This window comes from Leifsonia sp. TF02-11 (assembly GCF_017565305.1).
Classification (GTDB): domain Bacteria; phylum Actinomycetota; class Actinomycetes; order Actinomycetales; family Microbacteriaceae; genus Leifsonia.
In genome coordinates this window covers 319,988-334,919 of sequence record NZ_JAGEKP010000007.1, presented here as the reverse complement: position 1 = coordinate 334,919, position 14,932 = coordinate 319,988, and the positions used below count along the sequence as shown (strand labels likewise).

Sequence of the window (14,932 nt, the reverse complement as noted above, 5' to 3'; positions counted from 1 at the left end):
GAGCGTACAGCTCACCCCACCACGAACCCCGCCGCCAGCAGATCACCCTCCCGCGACGACGCGCCGACGAGCAGCTCGAACTCGCCCGGCTCCACGTGGCGGTCGCCCGCCGAGTCGACGATCGTGCAGTCGGCGACCGGGAGCCGCAGGCTGACCCGCGCGGTCTCCCCCGGCTCGAGGTCGACCTGGTGGTAGGTCTTCAGCTCGATGTCGGCCCAGCTGACGCTCGTGACCTTGTCGCGCACGTACACCTGCACCGTCTCGCGCACCGGCCGGCCGCCGGTGTTGCTCACGGTCACCTCCGCCACGATCTCGTCGCCGAGGCCGAGCGTGTCGGTTGCGAGGGTCAGGTCGGCGTACTCGACGGTCGTGTACGAGAGGCCCTGCCCGAACGCCCACGCGGGCGCCTGGGTGAGGTCGGCGTAGCGGTCGCCGTGCTGGCCGCGGATCTGGTTGTAGTACGTGGGCTGCTGGCCGACATGGCGGGCGAACGAGATCGGCAGGCGGCCGGATGGCTCGACACGGCCGGCGATGATCTCGGCGATCGCCTGACCGCCGAGCATGCCGGGGTTCGCGGCCCACAGCACCGCCGCCGCCTTCGCCGTCGACGCCGGCAGCACCAGCGGCTTGGAGGCGAGCAGCACGACGACGACCGGCTTGCCGGTCGCGATCAGCGCGTCGAGCAGCGCGTTCTGGCCGCCGATCAGTTCGAGCGTCGCCGTCGAGCGGCCCTCGCCGACCAGCTCGATCCGGTCGCCGACGACGGCGACGACCACGTCCGACGCCTCGGCGGCGGCGACGGCCTCCGCGATCAGCTCGGCGGACGGCGGCGACGGCACGACCACGGGTGGCCGCGGCTGCCCGTCCGGGAACGTCGTGCCGCGCGGGTCGTCCTCCAGTGTCAGGATGTCGGCGCCGCGCGCGTATTGAACGGTCCAGCCGTCGATCGCGTTCAGGCCGTCCAGCACCGTCGTGATCATCTCGCGCGGCTGGCCGTCGAGCCAGCCGGCCTGGCCGGACCCGCCCGCCCAGTCGCCGAGCTGGGTCTGGGCGTCGTCGGCGAGCGGGCCGACGAGCGCCACGCGCAGCGGCGATGCAGTGGACGCCGCCAGCGGCAGCGTCCCGTCGTTCTCCAGCAGCACGATCGACCGGCGCGCGACCTCGAGGTTGAGTTCGGCGTGCGCCGCGCTGCCGACGACCTCGTCGAGGCGGGGCGACGGGAGGCGCGGGTCCTCGAACAGGCCCAGGTCGAACTTGAGCGTCAGGATCCGTGCGACGGCGGTGTCGAAGGCGTCCCGGGCGAGCATCCCCTTCTCGACGGCCTCGAGAGCGCCCTCGAAGAACAGCGGCGTCGTCATGACCATGTCGTTCCCCGCGGTCACCGCTGCGGCGGCGGCGTGGGCGTGGTCGGGCTGGATCTTCTGCTCCCAGACCATCCGGCCGACGTTGTCCCAGTCGGTGATGAGGGTGCCGGTGTACCCCCACTCGCCGCGCAGTACCTCGCTGAGCAGCCAGTCGTTGATCGTGATCGGCACGCCGTCGGTGCTCTGGTAGCCGAGCATGAAGGTGCGGCAGCCCTCGCGAGCCACGCGCTCGAACGGCGGCAGGAACCAGCTGCGCAGCTTGCGCCGGGAGATGTCGGCCTCGCTCGCGTCGCGACCGCCCTGCGTCTCGGAGTAGCCGGCGAAGTGCTTCGCGGTCGCCAGGATCGCCGTCGGGTCGTCGAGCCCCTCGCCCTGGTAGCCGCGCACCATCGCGCTGGCGAGCTCGCCGATGAGGAACGGGTCCTCGCCGAACGTCTCGCTGATGCGGCCCCAGCGCAGGTCGCGGGCGATGCAGAGCACGGGAGAGAAGGTCCAGTGCACGCCGGTGACGGCGACCTCCTCCGCGGTGGCGCGCGCGACGCGCTCGATCAGCTCGGCGTCCCACGAGGCGGCCATGCCGAGCTGCGTGGGGTAGATCGTGGCGCCGGGCCAGAACGAGTGCCCGTGGATGCAGTCCTCGCCGACGAGCAGCGGGATCCGCAGGCGGGTCTCCGCGGTCAGCCGGTTGGCCTCCAGGATGCGCTCCGGGGAGGTGTGCAGGATCGAGCCAACGTGACGGCGCAGCACGTGGTCGCGCAGGTCGTCGCGCGCGTCGAGCTGCAGCATCTGCCCGACCTTCTCCTCGATCGTCATGCGGCCGAGGAGGTCGGCGACGCGTTCGGGCGTCGTCAGCGACGGGTCCTGGTACGGGAGCAGCGCCTCCTGTTCTGATGCGGTGGTGGTGGACGGGAGGATCGAGGTCATGCGGTGTTGCTTTCGGGTGAGGCCGTGGCAGGCGCGGCGGAGTCCGTGCGCACCTGGGTGACGGCGGCGTTGACGTTCATGCCCTTGCGCTTCATCGCCCTGGCGCGCTCGCCGGCCGAGCGGAGGCGCGGGTTGACGTATTCGTCGATGCCGAAGTTGATGAGGGCCAGCGACACCCCGAGCAGGGCGATGCACAGCCCGGCAGGGACGTACCACCACCAGTAGTCGGGGAAGGCGTTGTTCTGCTGCGCCCAGAACAGGATGGTGCCCCAGTTCAGGTTCGACACCGGGATGACGCCGATGAACGCGAGCGTGGTGAGGCCCAGCACGGCGGCCGTCATGGTTCCGACGAAGCTGGAGGCGATGATCGCCATCAGGTTCGGCAGCATCTCGACCAGGATGATGCGGTGCAGCGGCTCGCCGTTCGCCCGCGCGGCCTGGATGAAGTCGCGGTTGCGCAGTGACATGGTCTGCGCGCGCAGCACTCGCGCTCCCCACGCCCAGCCGGTCAGGCCGAGCACGGCCGCGATGAGCGCGAGCGGCGGGTCCTGGAACTGGGAGGCGACGATGATCATGAGCGGCAGGCCGGGGATGACCAGGAACACGTTCGAGAGAGCCGAGAGCGACTCGCTCTTCCAGCCGCGCAGGTAGCCGGCGGTCACCCCGACGATGATCGCGACGACGGTCGCCATGATCGTCGCCAGGAAGCCGACGACGAGCACGCCGCGGGTCCCGTAGATCAGCTGGCTGAAGACGTCCTGGCCGATGTGGGTCGTGCCGAGGAGGTGCTGGAACGACGGCGGCTGCAGCGTCGCGTTCAGGTTCTGCGCGTTCGGGTCGTACGGCGCGATGAGCGGGGCGAAGATCGCCACGAGCACGAAGACGCCCATGATGATGAGCCCAGTCGCGGACTTCGGGTTGCTGAACATGGCCAGCGAGACCTTCAGCTGCGACCAGAACGTGGTCTTCTTCGGGGGCTGCGGGGACTGCTGCCGGTCGACGGCCCGAACGGCCACGGTCTCCGGGGTGCCGACACCGGTGGAGGTGGGGATGGTCATGATCAGGCCTCCGTCTGACGAGTGCGCGGGTCGAGGATGGCGTAGGCGATGTCCGCGATGATGTTCGCGATCAGCACGGCCAGGACCAGGACGAGGAAGATGCCCTGCATCAGCGCGTAGTCCTTGGCGTTCGTCGCGTTGAGCAGCAGCAGGCCGATGCCGGGATACGAGAACACCATCTCCATCACAATCGTGCCGCTGACGATGAAGCCGATCGCGAGGGCGAAGCTCTGGATCTGCGGGAGCACCGCGTTGCGGGCGGCGTAGCGCCACAGCACGCGCCGGTTCGGCATGCCCTTCGCCTGGGCGACCGTGATGTAGTCCTCGTCGAGGACGGTCAGCATCATGTTGCGCATGCCGAGCACCCAGCCGCCGATCGAGACGACCACGATGGTGAGCATCGGGAGCGCGGCGTGCGAGATCACCTGACCGATGAAGTCGGCGTTCCAGCCCGGCTCGACACCCAGCTCGTAGGCGTGCCCCGCGGGGAACCAGCCGAGGGTGGTCGAGAAGATCGCGATGAAGATCAGGCCGACCCAGAAGTAGGGCACGGTGCCGAGGAACGTGGTGATCGGGATGAAGACGTCGAGCCGTCCGCCGCGCCGCCAGCCGATCACGGCGCCGAGGCTGGTCCCGACGAGGAAGGAGATGACGGTGGCGAAGCCGACCAGTCCCAGCGTCCAGGGCAGGGCGGAGGCGATCGCGTCGCCCACCGGCGCCATGCCCGTGGAGATGGAGACGCCGAGGTTGCCGTGCAGCAGCATGTCCCAGTAGTTGACGTACTGCTGCCAGAGCGGCACCGACTGGTCGACGCCGAACATGATGCGCAGCGCCTTCTCGGCGTCGGGCGTCAGCTGGCCCTGGCTCCGCGCCATGTAGGCGCTGACCGCGTCGCCCTTCATCAGGCGGGGCACGAAGAAGTTGATGGTGATGGCCGCCCAGAGGGTGAACGCGTAGAAGACGACGCGCCCGCTGATGAAGCGCCACGGGATGCGGCGGCCCTTTCGTTCCGCCTTCGTGGCCGTGGTGCCGACGAGGGTCGGGTCGACGTGCGCGGAATCGGCGGTCGCCGGGGGCGTCGGCTCGGCGGGCGTCAGGCCCGCGGGCGTGGTGGTCTCGGCGCTCACAGGGCACCTCCTGCCGTCTGCGCGGCGAGCGCCGCGAAGTGCTTCTCTGGGTCGGGGGACGCGGCGCGCAGCTCGCGGGTGTACGGGTCCTGCGGGCGCAGGATGACGTCGTCGGCGGGACCGTGCTCGACGATCCTGCCCTGGTTGAGCACGATGATCTCGTCGCTGAAATGCCGTGCCGTCGCCAGGTCGTGCGTGATGTAGAGCACACCGAGGCCGTCTTCGCGCTGCAGGTCGGCGAGGAGGTTGAGGACTCCGAGCCGCAGCGACACGTCGAGCATCGAGACCGGCTCGTCGGCCACCAGCAGGGCGGGTCGCGAGGCGAGGGCGCGGGCGATGGCCACGCGCTGGCGCTGGCCTCCGGAGAGCTCGTGCGGGCGGCGGTCGATCACGGTGTCGGCGTCGAGCCGCACGCGGGTCAGGAGGCGCCGCACCTCGTCGTCGACCTGCGCGCTCGGGACGACCTTGTCCAGCCGGAGGGGACGCTCGATGTGGTGGCGGATCGTGTGCGACGGGTTCAGCGAGGCGAACGGGTCCTGGAAGACCATCCGCAGCTGCTGGCGATAACGTCGCAGCCGCTTGCCGCTGCGCGGGATCGGGGAGCCGTCCAGCAGCACCTCGCCGCTGGTCGGGGTCTCCAGCTGGGTGAGGATCTTGGCGATCGTCGACTTGCCGCTGCCCGACTGGCCGACGAGTCCGATGGTCTGCCCCGCGCCGAGCGTGAAGCTGACGTCGTCCAGGGCCTTGAGCTGACCGGATCCGCGGACGTTGTAGATCTTGGTGATGTTCCTGAACTCGAGCGTCGTCATCGGACGACCACTCCTCTCTCGCCGGTGAGCCGCGGGAACGACTTCAGCAGCGTGCGTGTGTACTCGTGCTGCGGGTCGGTCCAGATCTGCTCTGCGGTGGCCAGCTCGACGATCTCGCCCTCGCGCATGATGGCGATGCGGTCGCTGATCTCCAGCAGCAGCGGGAGATCGTGGGTGATGAAGACGACGGAGAAGCCGAAGTCGTGGCGCAGCTGGGAGATCTGCTTGAGGATCTCGCGCTGCACGAGCACGTCAAGCGCGGTCGTCGGCTCGTCCATCACCATCAGCTGTGGTCGGAGCGCGAGGGCCATGGCGATCATGACCCGCTGCCGCATGCCGCCGGAGAGCTCGTGCGGGTACGAGCGGACGCGCTGGCCCCCGACCTTGACGATCTCGAGGAGCTCGATCACGGCGGCTTTGCGCTCGGAGCGGCTCATCCCGGGGCGGTGGACCTCGAAGACGTCGTCGAGCTGCGCGCCGATGGTGGCCACCGGGTTGAGGGCGTTCATCGCCCCCTGGAAGACCATGGAGGTCTTGTCCCACCGGAAGCGTCGCATCTGCTCCGCGTCGAGCGCGTTGATGTCGATGTCCTCGCCGCTCTCGTCGTGGAAGACGACGCTGCCGCTCGTGATGACGGCCGGGGGCTTGAGGAGGCGCTGCACGCCGTAGGCGAGCGTGGTCTTGCCGGATCCGCTCTCGCCGGCGAGACCGACGATCTCGCCGCGCTTGATGTCGAGGGTCACGTTCTTGACCGCCTCGACGGGCGGCTCCACGTCGTACACGACAGAGAAGTCGCGTATGGAGAGAAGGGTGTCTGTCATGGTGCGCTTTCCGTCCGCGTGTCGCCCGGGGCGGGGGTGGGCTGACCGCCTCCCCCGCCCCGGACGTGCTTGCTGATTACTTGCCTGCGGGCTTCAGCTTCATGAGCACCTGGACGGCCGACGGCTGCGTCGGGTCGGCGGTGGCGTACTGGTCGCTCTCGCTCGGCCAGCCGACGAACTTCCGGGTGTTGTACTCGGCCAGCTGCGGGTGGGTTCCGATCGCGATGGCCGGGACGTCGTCCACGAAGATCTTCTGCAGCTTGTTCAGCGCGGCGGTGCGGGCGCCGTCGTCGGACGCCTGCGCGTACTCCTTGAGCAGGGCGGTCGCCTCCGGGTTGTTGTAGCGCCCGAAGTTGTCCGACACCTTGCCGTCAGCGGCCTGGTCGATGTAGCTCGAGTTCATGACGTCGTCGTAGATGTGCCACGGGTTCGAGCCGGAGCCGGTCCAGTGCAGGGCCGCATCGAAGTTGCCGGAGGCCATGTTCGCGAACCAGGTGTCCGCGTCCGGAGTGGCCACCTTGGCGTCGGCGCCGAGCGTGTTCTTGATCTGCGTCGCCGCCAGCTGGATGCCGGTGACGTAGTCGTTCCAGCCCTGCGGGTCCTGCAGGGTGAAGGAGACCGGGTTGCCCTTCGGGTCGATCAGGGCGCCGTCCTTCCAGGTGTAGCCCGCGTCGCTGAGGACCTTCTTGGCGCCGTCGACGTCGATCTTGAAGGTCTGGTCCTTGTACTCGGGGGCGATGTACTGGTCACCGGTCGGCTGCGGGATGCCCGTCACGCTCTTCAGCTCGGGGCCGGCGTTGCTGCGGGCCTTCTCGGCGTGCGCCTTGCGGTCGACGACCATGTTGACCGCCTTGCGGAAGGCGACGTCGTTGAACGGAGCCTTGGTGGTGTTGACCACGATCATGTCCGGGCTCAGGACGTTGGCGCCCCAGAACACGTTGTGCTTCGGGTCCTTGTCCACGTAGTTCTTCTGGTAGTCGGTGATGAAGATCTGCGCCCAGTCGGTCTCGCCGCTCTGGAGGGCGCGGAGGAGGCCGGTGTTGTCGTTGTACTCGAGGTAGTTCAGCTGCGCCACCGGGACCGTGCCGCCCCAGTAGTCGGTGCGCGACTTGAGCACGACGCCCTGCGACGAGAAGCTCTTGATCGTGTACGGGCCGGTGCCGACGGCGTCCTTGACCGCATCCTTCGACGGGTCCGCGATGGACTTCCACTGGTGCTCGGGGACGATGGTGGTCCCCAGCACGTCGCCCTGCTTGACGTACTTGGACTCGCTGAAGTTCAGCACGACGTTGTCGCCGTCCTTCTTGACGTCCGTCAGCTTGAGACCGGCGAGGTCGAGAGCCGGGGTGTTCTTGATCAGGTTGTACGTGAAGACGATGTCGTCGGCGGTGAACGGCTTGCCGTCGCTCCACTTGACGCCGGAGCGCGGGGTGACCGTGAGCTGCGTGTAGTCCGAGTTCCACACGACCTTCGACGCGAGCCACGGGGTGGTCTCGTTCTTGCCGACCGGGTTGACGATCGCGAGGGGCTCGTAGATCATCCGGTCGTAGCCGAGCGACATGCCCGAACCGGTGGTGATGAACGGGTTGTTGATCTGGGTCGCCAGGATGGCCGCGCCGTCCGGCTTCGCCACGGTGAGCGATCCGGTGCTCGCGCTGCTCGTGCCCGACTTGTTGTCGGACGAGCAACCGGTGAGCGCGACCGCGCCGAGCGCGGCGATCGCCGTGGCGGTGATCAGATACTTGCCAAGCCTCATTGCTTCTCCTTCGTGGCGGGCACATCCGTTGTGCCCTGGTGCTGCGGAATGTTGGCTGACCATAACTTGCTTACTGGTCAGAAAGCAAGTTGGCTGAGGCGAGGTTACTGGGTGGTAAGCTCATCCGCAACCAGCCTCCACGGGGCGCTGGGAGGATGCGACCACGGAGGGGCGAATGAGCGGCGGCAGCGCCAGTCCGCGCCCGGAAACCGAGCGCAAACGCACGGAGATCCTCCGCGCGGCGATCGAGACCTTCGGCACGAAGGGCTCCACGAACGGCACGCTCGCCGACATCGCGGAACAGGTCGGGATGACCCACGCTGGCGTCCTGCACCACTTCGGCTCCAAGAACAACCTGCTGCTCGAGGTGCTGGAGTTCCGCGACAGGGACGACGTCGCGCATCTCGCCGACCGCCACATCCCCGGTGGCCCAGCGCTCTTCGCACACCTCGTCGCGACCGCGCAGCGCAACGCGCTGCGTCCGGGGATCGTGCAGGTCTTCACCGTGCTCTCGGCGGAGTCGGTCACCGAGGACCACCCGGCGACCGCCTACTTCCAGGAGCGATACCGCAACCTGCGCGTCGAGGTCGGCGACGCGTTCCGCGAGCTCTGCGCTCAGGAGGGCGTGACGGAGCCCGCCACGATCGACAAGGGCGCGGCCGCCATCCTCGCCGTCATGGACGGCCTCCAGCTGCAATGGCTCCTCGACCCGACAGCGGTCGACCTCGCCGGCGCGAGCGAATTCGCCATCGAGGCGATCGTCAACAGTGTGCTGAAGGCGGGGCCGGAGTTGGCGTCGTACGTTCGGGAGGAATGATGGGCGAGCGAAGTGACCAGCTGAGGAGCACCACGTCGCATCCCGCCCGACTCGTGTTCGTCGGCGACTCGATCACCGACTGCGGCCGCGATCGGAGCGACCCGGCGTCCCTCGGCGAGGGCTACGTCCACCTCATCGCCGACGCCCTCGCCGGGCGCGCCGACGGCGCGGAGGTGCGCAACCTCGGCGTCTCCGGCGACCGCGCGGTCGACCTCGAAGCCCGCTGGGCCGGCGAGGTCGCGCCCACCCGCGCGGATGTCCTCACGGTCTACGTCGGCGTCAACGACATGTGGCGCCGTTTCGACAGCGACGACCCGACCGAGGCCGCCGCGTTCGAGGCGACACTGCGCCGTCTCCTGGACGCACTGCCGGAACCACTCCCGCGCCTGCTCCTGATCGAGCCGTTCTTCCTGCCGGTCACGCCCGACCAGCACGCCTGGCTCGACGACCTCGACGGCAAGCGCGCCGCCGTCGTGCGCGTGGCGGCCGACTACGACGCCACTGTCATTCCGCTGCACGACCGCATGACCGCGGCGGCCCGCGAGCAGGGCATCCCGGCGATCGCGTCGGACGGCGTGCACCCGAGCCCGGCCGGGCACCGGATGATCGCCGAGGCCTGGCTCGATGCGGCCGGGCTCGATGCGGCCGGACTCGACGCAGCGGGGCTCGACGCGGCCGGATGAGCGGGATGCCGGCGCGCGCCGGATCCGACCCCGACTCACCCCACGTCGAACTCGCCGACCCTGGTCCGGCCGTCCGACGCGTACACCGGCACGTGCGTGACGGTGCCGGCGTGTTCCCGCTGCCAGGCGAGCGCGTCCTCCGGGCTGCGGAACGACCGGCTCGCGGTGGTGCCGTCGGCGTCCTCGAGCTCGGTGCGGTACACGTAGCCCTCGCGGCCGTTGGTCGCCACGACGGCGATCAGGTCCGGTGTCCCCGTGTCGTTCTGCATGCCGTAGGTCTGGCCCGATGCGTTCACACCCCACGCGGTGGTGTGGGCGCTCACCCAGGTGAGCGTGGCCGTCCACCGCAGCGACGCCGATGACGTGGTGATCGTGAACGACGTGCCGCCCGGGTCGAGTTGCTCACGCCGCAAGTAGGCAGAGGTCGCCGCGCGGTTCGCGGCCGAGTCGGATTCGGAGCCGGGGAGGTCGGCGGACCCCACAATGAGCGCCGCTCCCCCGCGACCGAACGAATAGGTGCCCGGGTCGTACGGCGTGAACTCGAGGAACACCTGCGACGCGCCCTGCGGCCGCGGGCCGAGATCGATCGTGGCAGTGCCCGTCGACGAGACCCGGACGGGCTTCGCCAGTTCGGCGTGCTCCTCGCCGCCCGGCTGCACCCAGACGTGCGCGGCGTACGCGGTGCCCCCGCCGAGCAGGCCGACGACGAGCACGGCGCCGATTCCCCACCGCCAGCGGGCCGCTCTGCGTCGCCGTGGCGTCGCGTCCACGTACCGGATCAGCGACGCCCGCAGACCGTCCGCGAAGGCGGGATCCATCGTCTCGCTCACTGTGCACCTCCCAGCTCGTCCGCAACAGCCGGCGGTCGCGCGTAGACCTCCCGGAGCCGGCCGCGCAGCCGGTGCAACCGCACCCGGGCGGCGCCCGCGCTGATCCCGAGAGCCTCCGCCGCCGCGACCGTGGAGTAGCCCTCGATCGCCGTCAGCACGAGGAGCGCCCTGTCGCGGTCCGGCATCGCCCGCAGCTCGCGCGCCAGCCCGGCATGATCGACCGCGTCGTCGACGGCCTCGAACGCTGCCGCACCGTCGTCGACCCCGCGCGGGATCGCGTCGATCAGCCGGCGATGGCGTCGGACGCTCCTGGCCTGGTTCCGGGCGGCGTTCGACGTCACCACCAGCAGCCACGGCAACACCGACCCGCCGACGACGCGCACCGCGGCACGTCGGCGCCACAGCTCGAAGAACGCCGCCGCTGTGATGTCCTCCGCGTCGTGACGATCGCCGCTCACGCGCAGCGCGGCACGGAAGACCCGCTCCCGATGGCGGTCGTACACGGCGGCGAACGCCGACGAGTCACCCGAGCAGGCGCGCGCCCACTCGGCCGGTTCTTCCTGCTCGGCCGGTTCGTCCGCGAATGTCCCCACACTCCATACTGTCCGGCGCCGGGAAAAGTGTTACAGCTCACTCGCCGCGGTCGCCCCGCGCAGGGGCCGCGTCCTGCAGAAGCCGGATCAGCTGGTCGGCACGACCGCTGTTGAGCGCCGCCTGCACGGGGTTGCTGTAGTCGCGCGAGTGCACGATCCTCCCGTCGCGGGTGGTGATCACCATGATGTAGTCCGTCGCGAACGCCTGGCCGTCAGCGCGCTCTCCGTGCAGTCGGTACTCGAGCACGGCGGTGTGCGGGTCGGCGCATTCCAGGATGGTCTCGCCGCTGACCGCGGTGTAACGCGGGATGCCTTCCCGGCTGAACTGCGCGCGGAGCTCGTCGCGGGTGACGCGCCGCGACGTCGGAGCGATCCCCGCCGCGAACGGCATCTCGATCACCACCTCGTCGCCGTAGACCTCCGCGAGCGCGCTCAGGTCGTCGACCGTTACCCGGAGGAACCGCCGTGCCGTATCCGTGGCTTCTGACATCGTCATCTCCTAGAATTATCCGGAACTTGATTTCCGCTTAAGTATACGGAGGAGTGATTCCGTTTTGGCACCCACCTCTCGAGCACCGCGTTCGGACGCCGCGCGCAACCGCGCGAAGCTCCTCACCGCCGCCACCGAGCTGTTCCGCGAGAGCGCGAGCGCGCTGTCCGTCGAGGAGGTCGCGCAGCGAGCCGGTGTCGGGGTGGGGACCTTCTACCGCAACTTCCCGACCAAGAGCGCCCTGCTGGAGGCGCTCATCGTGCAGGAGATCGACGCCCTCAGCGCCGTGGCCGTGCAGGGCGACGACGCGGGAGACGGACTCGAACAGTTCATTACCGCGACGTTCCGCGGGTCCCGGTTCAAAGGCGACCTCACCGCAGCCCTGGAGGGAGAGGGCACCGGCTTCGGCGAGGAGGTGATGGCTGCATCCGCCCGGCTGCGCGAACACGCGGGCCGGCTGCTGACCGACGCCCAGCGCGCGGGCGAGGTCCGGCACGACATCCGGCTCGAGGACGTGCTCGCCCTCCTCCGGGCGGCGTACTCCACCACCCGCAGCCCGGAGAGCGGAGAGCGGATCGCACGCGTCATCATCGACGGGTTGCGCGCCCGGCCGTAGCATCCCGGACTTGTCCTCGCCGGCGCCGCCGTGCCATGCTGAACCCCGTGATCCTCTAGCAGCGACTCCCTTCCTCCCCACGACCGTGGGTGAGTCGATCGATCCTGCCAACAATGAGGTTTCATGTCATCTACAGATCACACCACTACGCTCTCCGGCTTCACCATCGAGCCGCTCGTCGTCCCCGACCGCATCGACGCGGACGACGCGGCGGACTTCATCGGTTTCGCCGCCGTGCGCAACACCGTCGAGGCGGAACAGCGCGGCCACACCGGCGAGGTGATGACCGCCGCCGAACTGCTGCCGGACTGGAAAGACGAGTCGCGGTCGATGGTCGGACTCGTCGCCAAAGTCGACGGCCGCGTCGTCGCCCGAGGCACCCTGGCGCTCCCGGCCGGCGCCCCGGAATGCTGGGGAGCAGTCTCCGTGCTCCCCGAGTTCCGCGACCGCGGCATCGGTTCGGCGCTCTACGAGCTCCTGGAACAGCGGGCTCGCGAGGAGGGTCGCTCCACCATCCAAAACCAGTCGACCTACCCGGCCGGCGTCGAAGGCGAGGTGATCCCCGCTCCGACCGGCTTCGGTTCGGTGCCGCTCGACCTCCCGTCGACCCGGTTCCTGCGACGCCAGGGCTTCTCGCTCGAGCAGGTCGCGCGCATCAGCGCCCTGCCGCTGCCCGTCGACACGGACGTGTTCTCGGCCCTCCTCGAGGAGGCGGTCGTCGCGGCGGCCGGCTACCGGACGGTCAGCTGGCACGGCAGGACCCCCGAGGAGTGGGTGGACTCCATCGCGCGCCTGCGCACCAGGATGAGCACCGACGCACCCAACGCCGGCATCGACGTGACCGATGTCTGGACCGCGGAACGCGTTCGCGCTGTCGACGACCTCTGGGCGGACAGCCCGCGCCTTGCGCTCACGTCGATCGTGGTCGAGGAGGCGACGGGAGAAGCCGTCGGCTTCACGGAGCTCGACGTCTCCACCGTGTCCGACCGGCCGGCAGAGCAGATGGACACGCTGGTGCTGCGCGAGCACCGCGGGCACCGCCTCGGGATGCTGCTGAAGCTCGCCAACCTCCGCGAGTTGACCAGGCGGTTCCCCGCCTGCGCGCTCGTGGAGACGGTGAACGCCGAGGAGAACCGCCCGATGCTCGATGTCAACGACTCGATCGGCTTCGCGGCGGCGTCGTTCTCGGCGCGGTGGCGGAAGACGCTCATCGGGTGACAGCTGTGGTCCCCGCATGGTGGACGCACCCTGCGGGGACTACCGTTGAACGATGACCACGCCCGGAGACTCGCAGAGCGAGGCAGACACCGACGACGCAATGACCTTCTCCGACCTGGGGCTCGACGGCGCTGTGCTCCGCGCCCTGAAGGACGTCGGCTACGAGACCCCGTCCGCCATCCAGGCGGCGACGATCCCCCTCCTCCTGGAGGGCCGTGACGTCGTCGGGCTCGCCCAGACCGGAACAGGCAAGACGGCCGCGTTCGCGCTCCCCATCCTGTCCCGGCTCGACCTGGCGCAGAAGACCCCGCAGGCGCTCGTCCTGGCGCCCACCCGCGAACTGGCCCTGCAGGTGGCGGAGGCGTTCGAGAGCTACGCGGCGCACATGAGGGGAGTGCACCTGCTGCCGGTCTACGGCGGCCAAGGGTACGGCGTGCAGCTCTCGGCGCTGCGGCGCGGCGTGCACATCGTGGTCGGCACGCCCGGCCGCATCATGGACCACCTCGACAAGGGGACGCTCGACCTCTCCGAACTCAAGTACCTCGTACTCGACGAAGCCGACGAGATGCTGAAGATGGGGTTCGCGGAGGATGTGGAGACCATCCTCGCCGACACTCCTGACGACAAGCAGGTGGCGCTGTTCTCGGCGACCATGCCGGCGCAGATCCGCCGCATCTCGAAGAAGTACCTCCACGACGCCGAAGAGATCACGGTCGCGACGAAGACCACCACCTCGGCGAACACGACGCAGCGTTACCTCGTGGTGTCGTACCCGCAGAAGATCGATGCGCTGACGCGCATCCTCGAGGTGGAGAACTTCGAGGGCATGATCATCTTCGTCCGCACCAAGAACGAGACCGAGACCCTCGCGGAGCGGCTCAGGGCCCGCGGGTACTCGGCGGCCGCGATCAACGGCGATGTCGCCCAGGCCCAGCGCGAGCGCACGGTCGATCAGCTGAAGTCCGGCAAGCTCGACATCCTGGTCGCCACGGACGTGGCCGCACGCGGCCTCGACGTCGAACGCATCAGCCACGTGATCAACTTCGACATCCCGATCGACACCGAATCGTATGTGCACCGCATCGGCCGCACCGGCCGCGCGGGGCGCAGCGGCGCCGCGATCAGTTTCGTCACGCCGCGCGAACGTCGACTGCTCACCGCCATCGAGAAGGCCACCCGCCAGCCGCTCACGCAGATGCAGCTGCCGAGCATCGAGGATGTCAACGTCACCCGGCTCGCCCGCTTCGACGACGCGATCACGGAGGCCCTCGCCCACGAGGATCGCATCGCGCGGTTCCGCGACATCATCGGTCACTACGTCGAGCACCACGATGTGCCCGAAGCGGACGTCGCCGCCGCCCTCGCCGTCGTCGCCCAGGGCGACGAGCCCCTGCTCCTCACCGCGGACGACGCTCTCGCGCAGCGCGTCGAACGCGACTCTCGGTCCGATGACCGCGGCGGTCCCTCCGACCGGAGCGGTGGACGCAGCGACCGATCGCAACGACAAGCCCGGAACGACAAGCCCATGGCCCCCTACCGCATCGAGGTCGGCAAGCGGCACAAGGTCGAACCGCGCCAGATCGTCGGTGCTCTGGCCAACGAAGGCGGCTTGAGTCGCGAAGACTTCGGGCACATCCGCATCATGCCCGAGTTCTCCATCGTCGAGTTGCCTGCCGACCTCCCCGCCGAGACGCTCTCCCGTCTCTCCGGCACACGGATCAGCGGAAAACTGATCGAGCTCCGACCCGACCGCGGGGCCCGCCCGCGCCGCGACGCCCCGCAGCGCGACGATCGGCCGCCGCGCAAGCCGCGGCGCCGCTGAGCCG

General features: G+C 69.4%; 14 protein-coding genes. 5 read left to right on the top strand and 9 right to left on the bottom strand.

The annotated features are described in order from the left end of the window. Nucleotides 1-11: 11 nt before the first annotated feature. The 6 genes from JNB50_RS11850 to JNB50_RS11825 form a co-directional block, all read right to left on the bottom strand. Nucleotides 12-2,288 carry a glycoside hydrolase family 3 N-terminal domain-containing protein gene (locus tag JNB50_RS11850; protein WP_208040339.1) on the bottom strand — a complete coding sequence of 759 codons (2,277 nt, stop codon included), beginning with the start codon at nt 2,286-2,288 and terminating at the stop codon, nt 12-14. After that, the gene (locus JNB50_RS11845) at nt 2,285-3,346 is read right to left on the bottom strand and encodes an ABC transporter permease (RefSeq protein ID WP_208040338.1); all 1,062 of its coding nucleotides are present in this window, start codon (nt 3,344-3,346) and stop codon (nt 2,285-2,287) included. The genes JNB50_RS11850 and JNB50_RS11845 overlap by 4 nt, the downstream gene beginning before the upstream one ends. Before the next feature lie 2 nt (nt 3,347-3,348). Continuing rightward, complete coding sequence (locus tag JNB50_RS11840; RefSeq protein ID WP_208040419.1) at nt 3,349-4,443, bottom strand: ABC transporter permease; 1,095 nt, start codon at nt 4,441-4,443, stop codon at nt 3,349-3,351. A 26-nt stretch (nt 4,444-4,469) separates the two neighbouring features. Beyond that, nucleotides 4,470-5,282 (bottom strand): ABC transporter ATP-binding protein, encoded by an 813-nt coding sequence (locus JNB50_RS11835; protein WP_208040337.1) that lies wholly within the window; start codon nt 5,280-5,282, stop codon nt 4,470-4,472. Beyond that, a complete protein-coding gene (locus JNB50_RS11830) occupies nt 5,279-6,103 on the bottom strand; it encodes an ABC transporter ATP-binding protein (protein WP_208040336.1) in 825 nt (274 codons plus the stop codon). Before JNB50_RS11830 ends, JNB50_RS11835 begins: the two co-directional genes overlap by 4 nt. A 76-nt stretch (nt 6,104-6,179) precedes the next feature. Further along, nucleotides 6,180-7,859, bottom strand: coding sequence for an ABC transporter substrate-binding protein (locus JNB50_RS11825; protein WP_208040335.1), 1,680 nt, complete (start codon nt 7,857-7,859; stop codon nt 6,180-6,182). 175 nt (nt 7,860-8,034) lie between these two features. On the opposite strand from JNB50_RS11825, the gene JNB50_RS11820 reads away from it, so the two are divergent. Further along, nucleotides 8,035-8,676 (top strand): TetR/AcrR family transcriptional regulator, encoded by a 642-nt coding sequence (locus tag JNB50_RS11820; RefSeq protein ID WP_208040334.1) that lies wholly within the window; start codon nt 8,035-8,037, stop codon nt 8,674-8,676. Beyond that, nucleotides 8,673-9,359: an SGNH/GDSL hydrolase family protein gene (locus JNB50_RS11815; protein ID WP_243768355.1), complete on the top strand. Its 687-nt coding sequence runs from the start codon at nt 8,673-8,675 to the stop codon at nt 9,357-9,359. The genes JNB50_RS11820 and JNB50_RS11815 overlap by 4 nt, the downstream gene beginning before the upstream one ends. A 35-nt stretch (nt 9,360-9,394) precedes the next feature. Here the strand turns inward: JNB50_RS11815 and JNB50_RS11810 are convergent, their stop codons facing one another. From JNB50_RS11810 to JNB50_RS11800, 3 genes are read right to left on the bottom strand one after another with little or no spacing between them, the layout of a single operon-like run. Beyond that, a complete protein-coding gene (locus JNB50_RS11810; RefSeq protein ID WP_208040333.1) occupies nt 9,395-10,189 on the bottom strand; it encodes a peptidase M56 family protein in 795 nt (264 codons plus the stop codon). Continuing rightward, nucleotides 10,186-10,782: an RNA polymerase sigma factor gene (locus tag JNB50_RS11805; RefSeq protein ID WP_208040332.1), complete on the bottom strand. Its 597-nt coding sequence runs from the start codon at nt 10,780-10,782 to the stop codon at nt 10,186-10,188. The genes JNB50_RS11810 and JNB50_RS11805 overlap by 4 nt, the downstream gene beginning before the upstream one ends. Before the next feature lie 37 nt (nt 10,783-10,819). Continuing rightward, nucleotides 10,820-11,272, bottom strand: coding sequence for a nuclear transport factor 2 family protein (locus JNB50_RS11800; protein WP_208040331.1), 453 nt, complete (start codon nt 11,270-11,272; stop codon nt 10,820-10,822). 64 nt (nt 11,273-11,336) lie between these two features. Between JNB50_RS11800 and JNB50_RS11795 the strand changes: the two genes are divergently transcribed. The 3 genes from JNB50_RS11795 (at nt 11,337) to JNB50_RS11785 (ending at nt 14,928) form a co-directional block, all read left to right on the top strand. After that, the gene (locus JNB50_RS11795; protein WP_208040330.1) at nt 11,337-11,888 is read left to right on the top strand and encodes a TetR/AcrR family transcriptional regulator; all 552 of its coding nucleotides are present in this window, start codon (nt 11,337-11,339) and stop codon (nt 11,886-11,888) included. Nucleotides 11,889-12,011: 123 nt separating this feature from the next. Then, nucleotides 12,012-13,106, top strand: a complete 1,095-nt coding sequence (locus tag JNB50_RS11790) for a GNAT family N-acetyltransferase (RefSeq protein WP_208040329.1) — start codon at nt 12,012-12,014, stop codon at nt 13,104-13,106. A 52-nt stretch (nt 13,107-13,158) separates the two neighbouring features. Then, a complete protein-coding gene (locus JNB50_RS11785; protein WP_208040328.1) occupies nt 13,159-14,928 on the top strand; it encodes a DEAD/DEAH box helicase in 1,770 nt (589 codons plus the stop codon). The last annotated feature ends 4 nt before the right edge of the window (nt 14,929-14,932 follow it).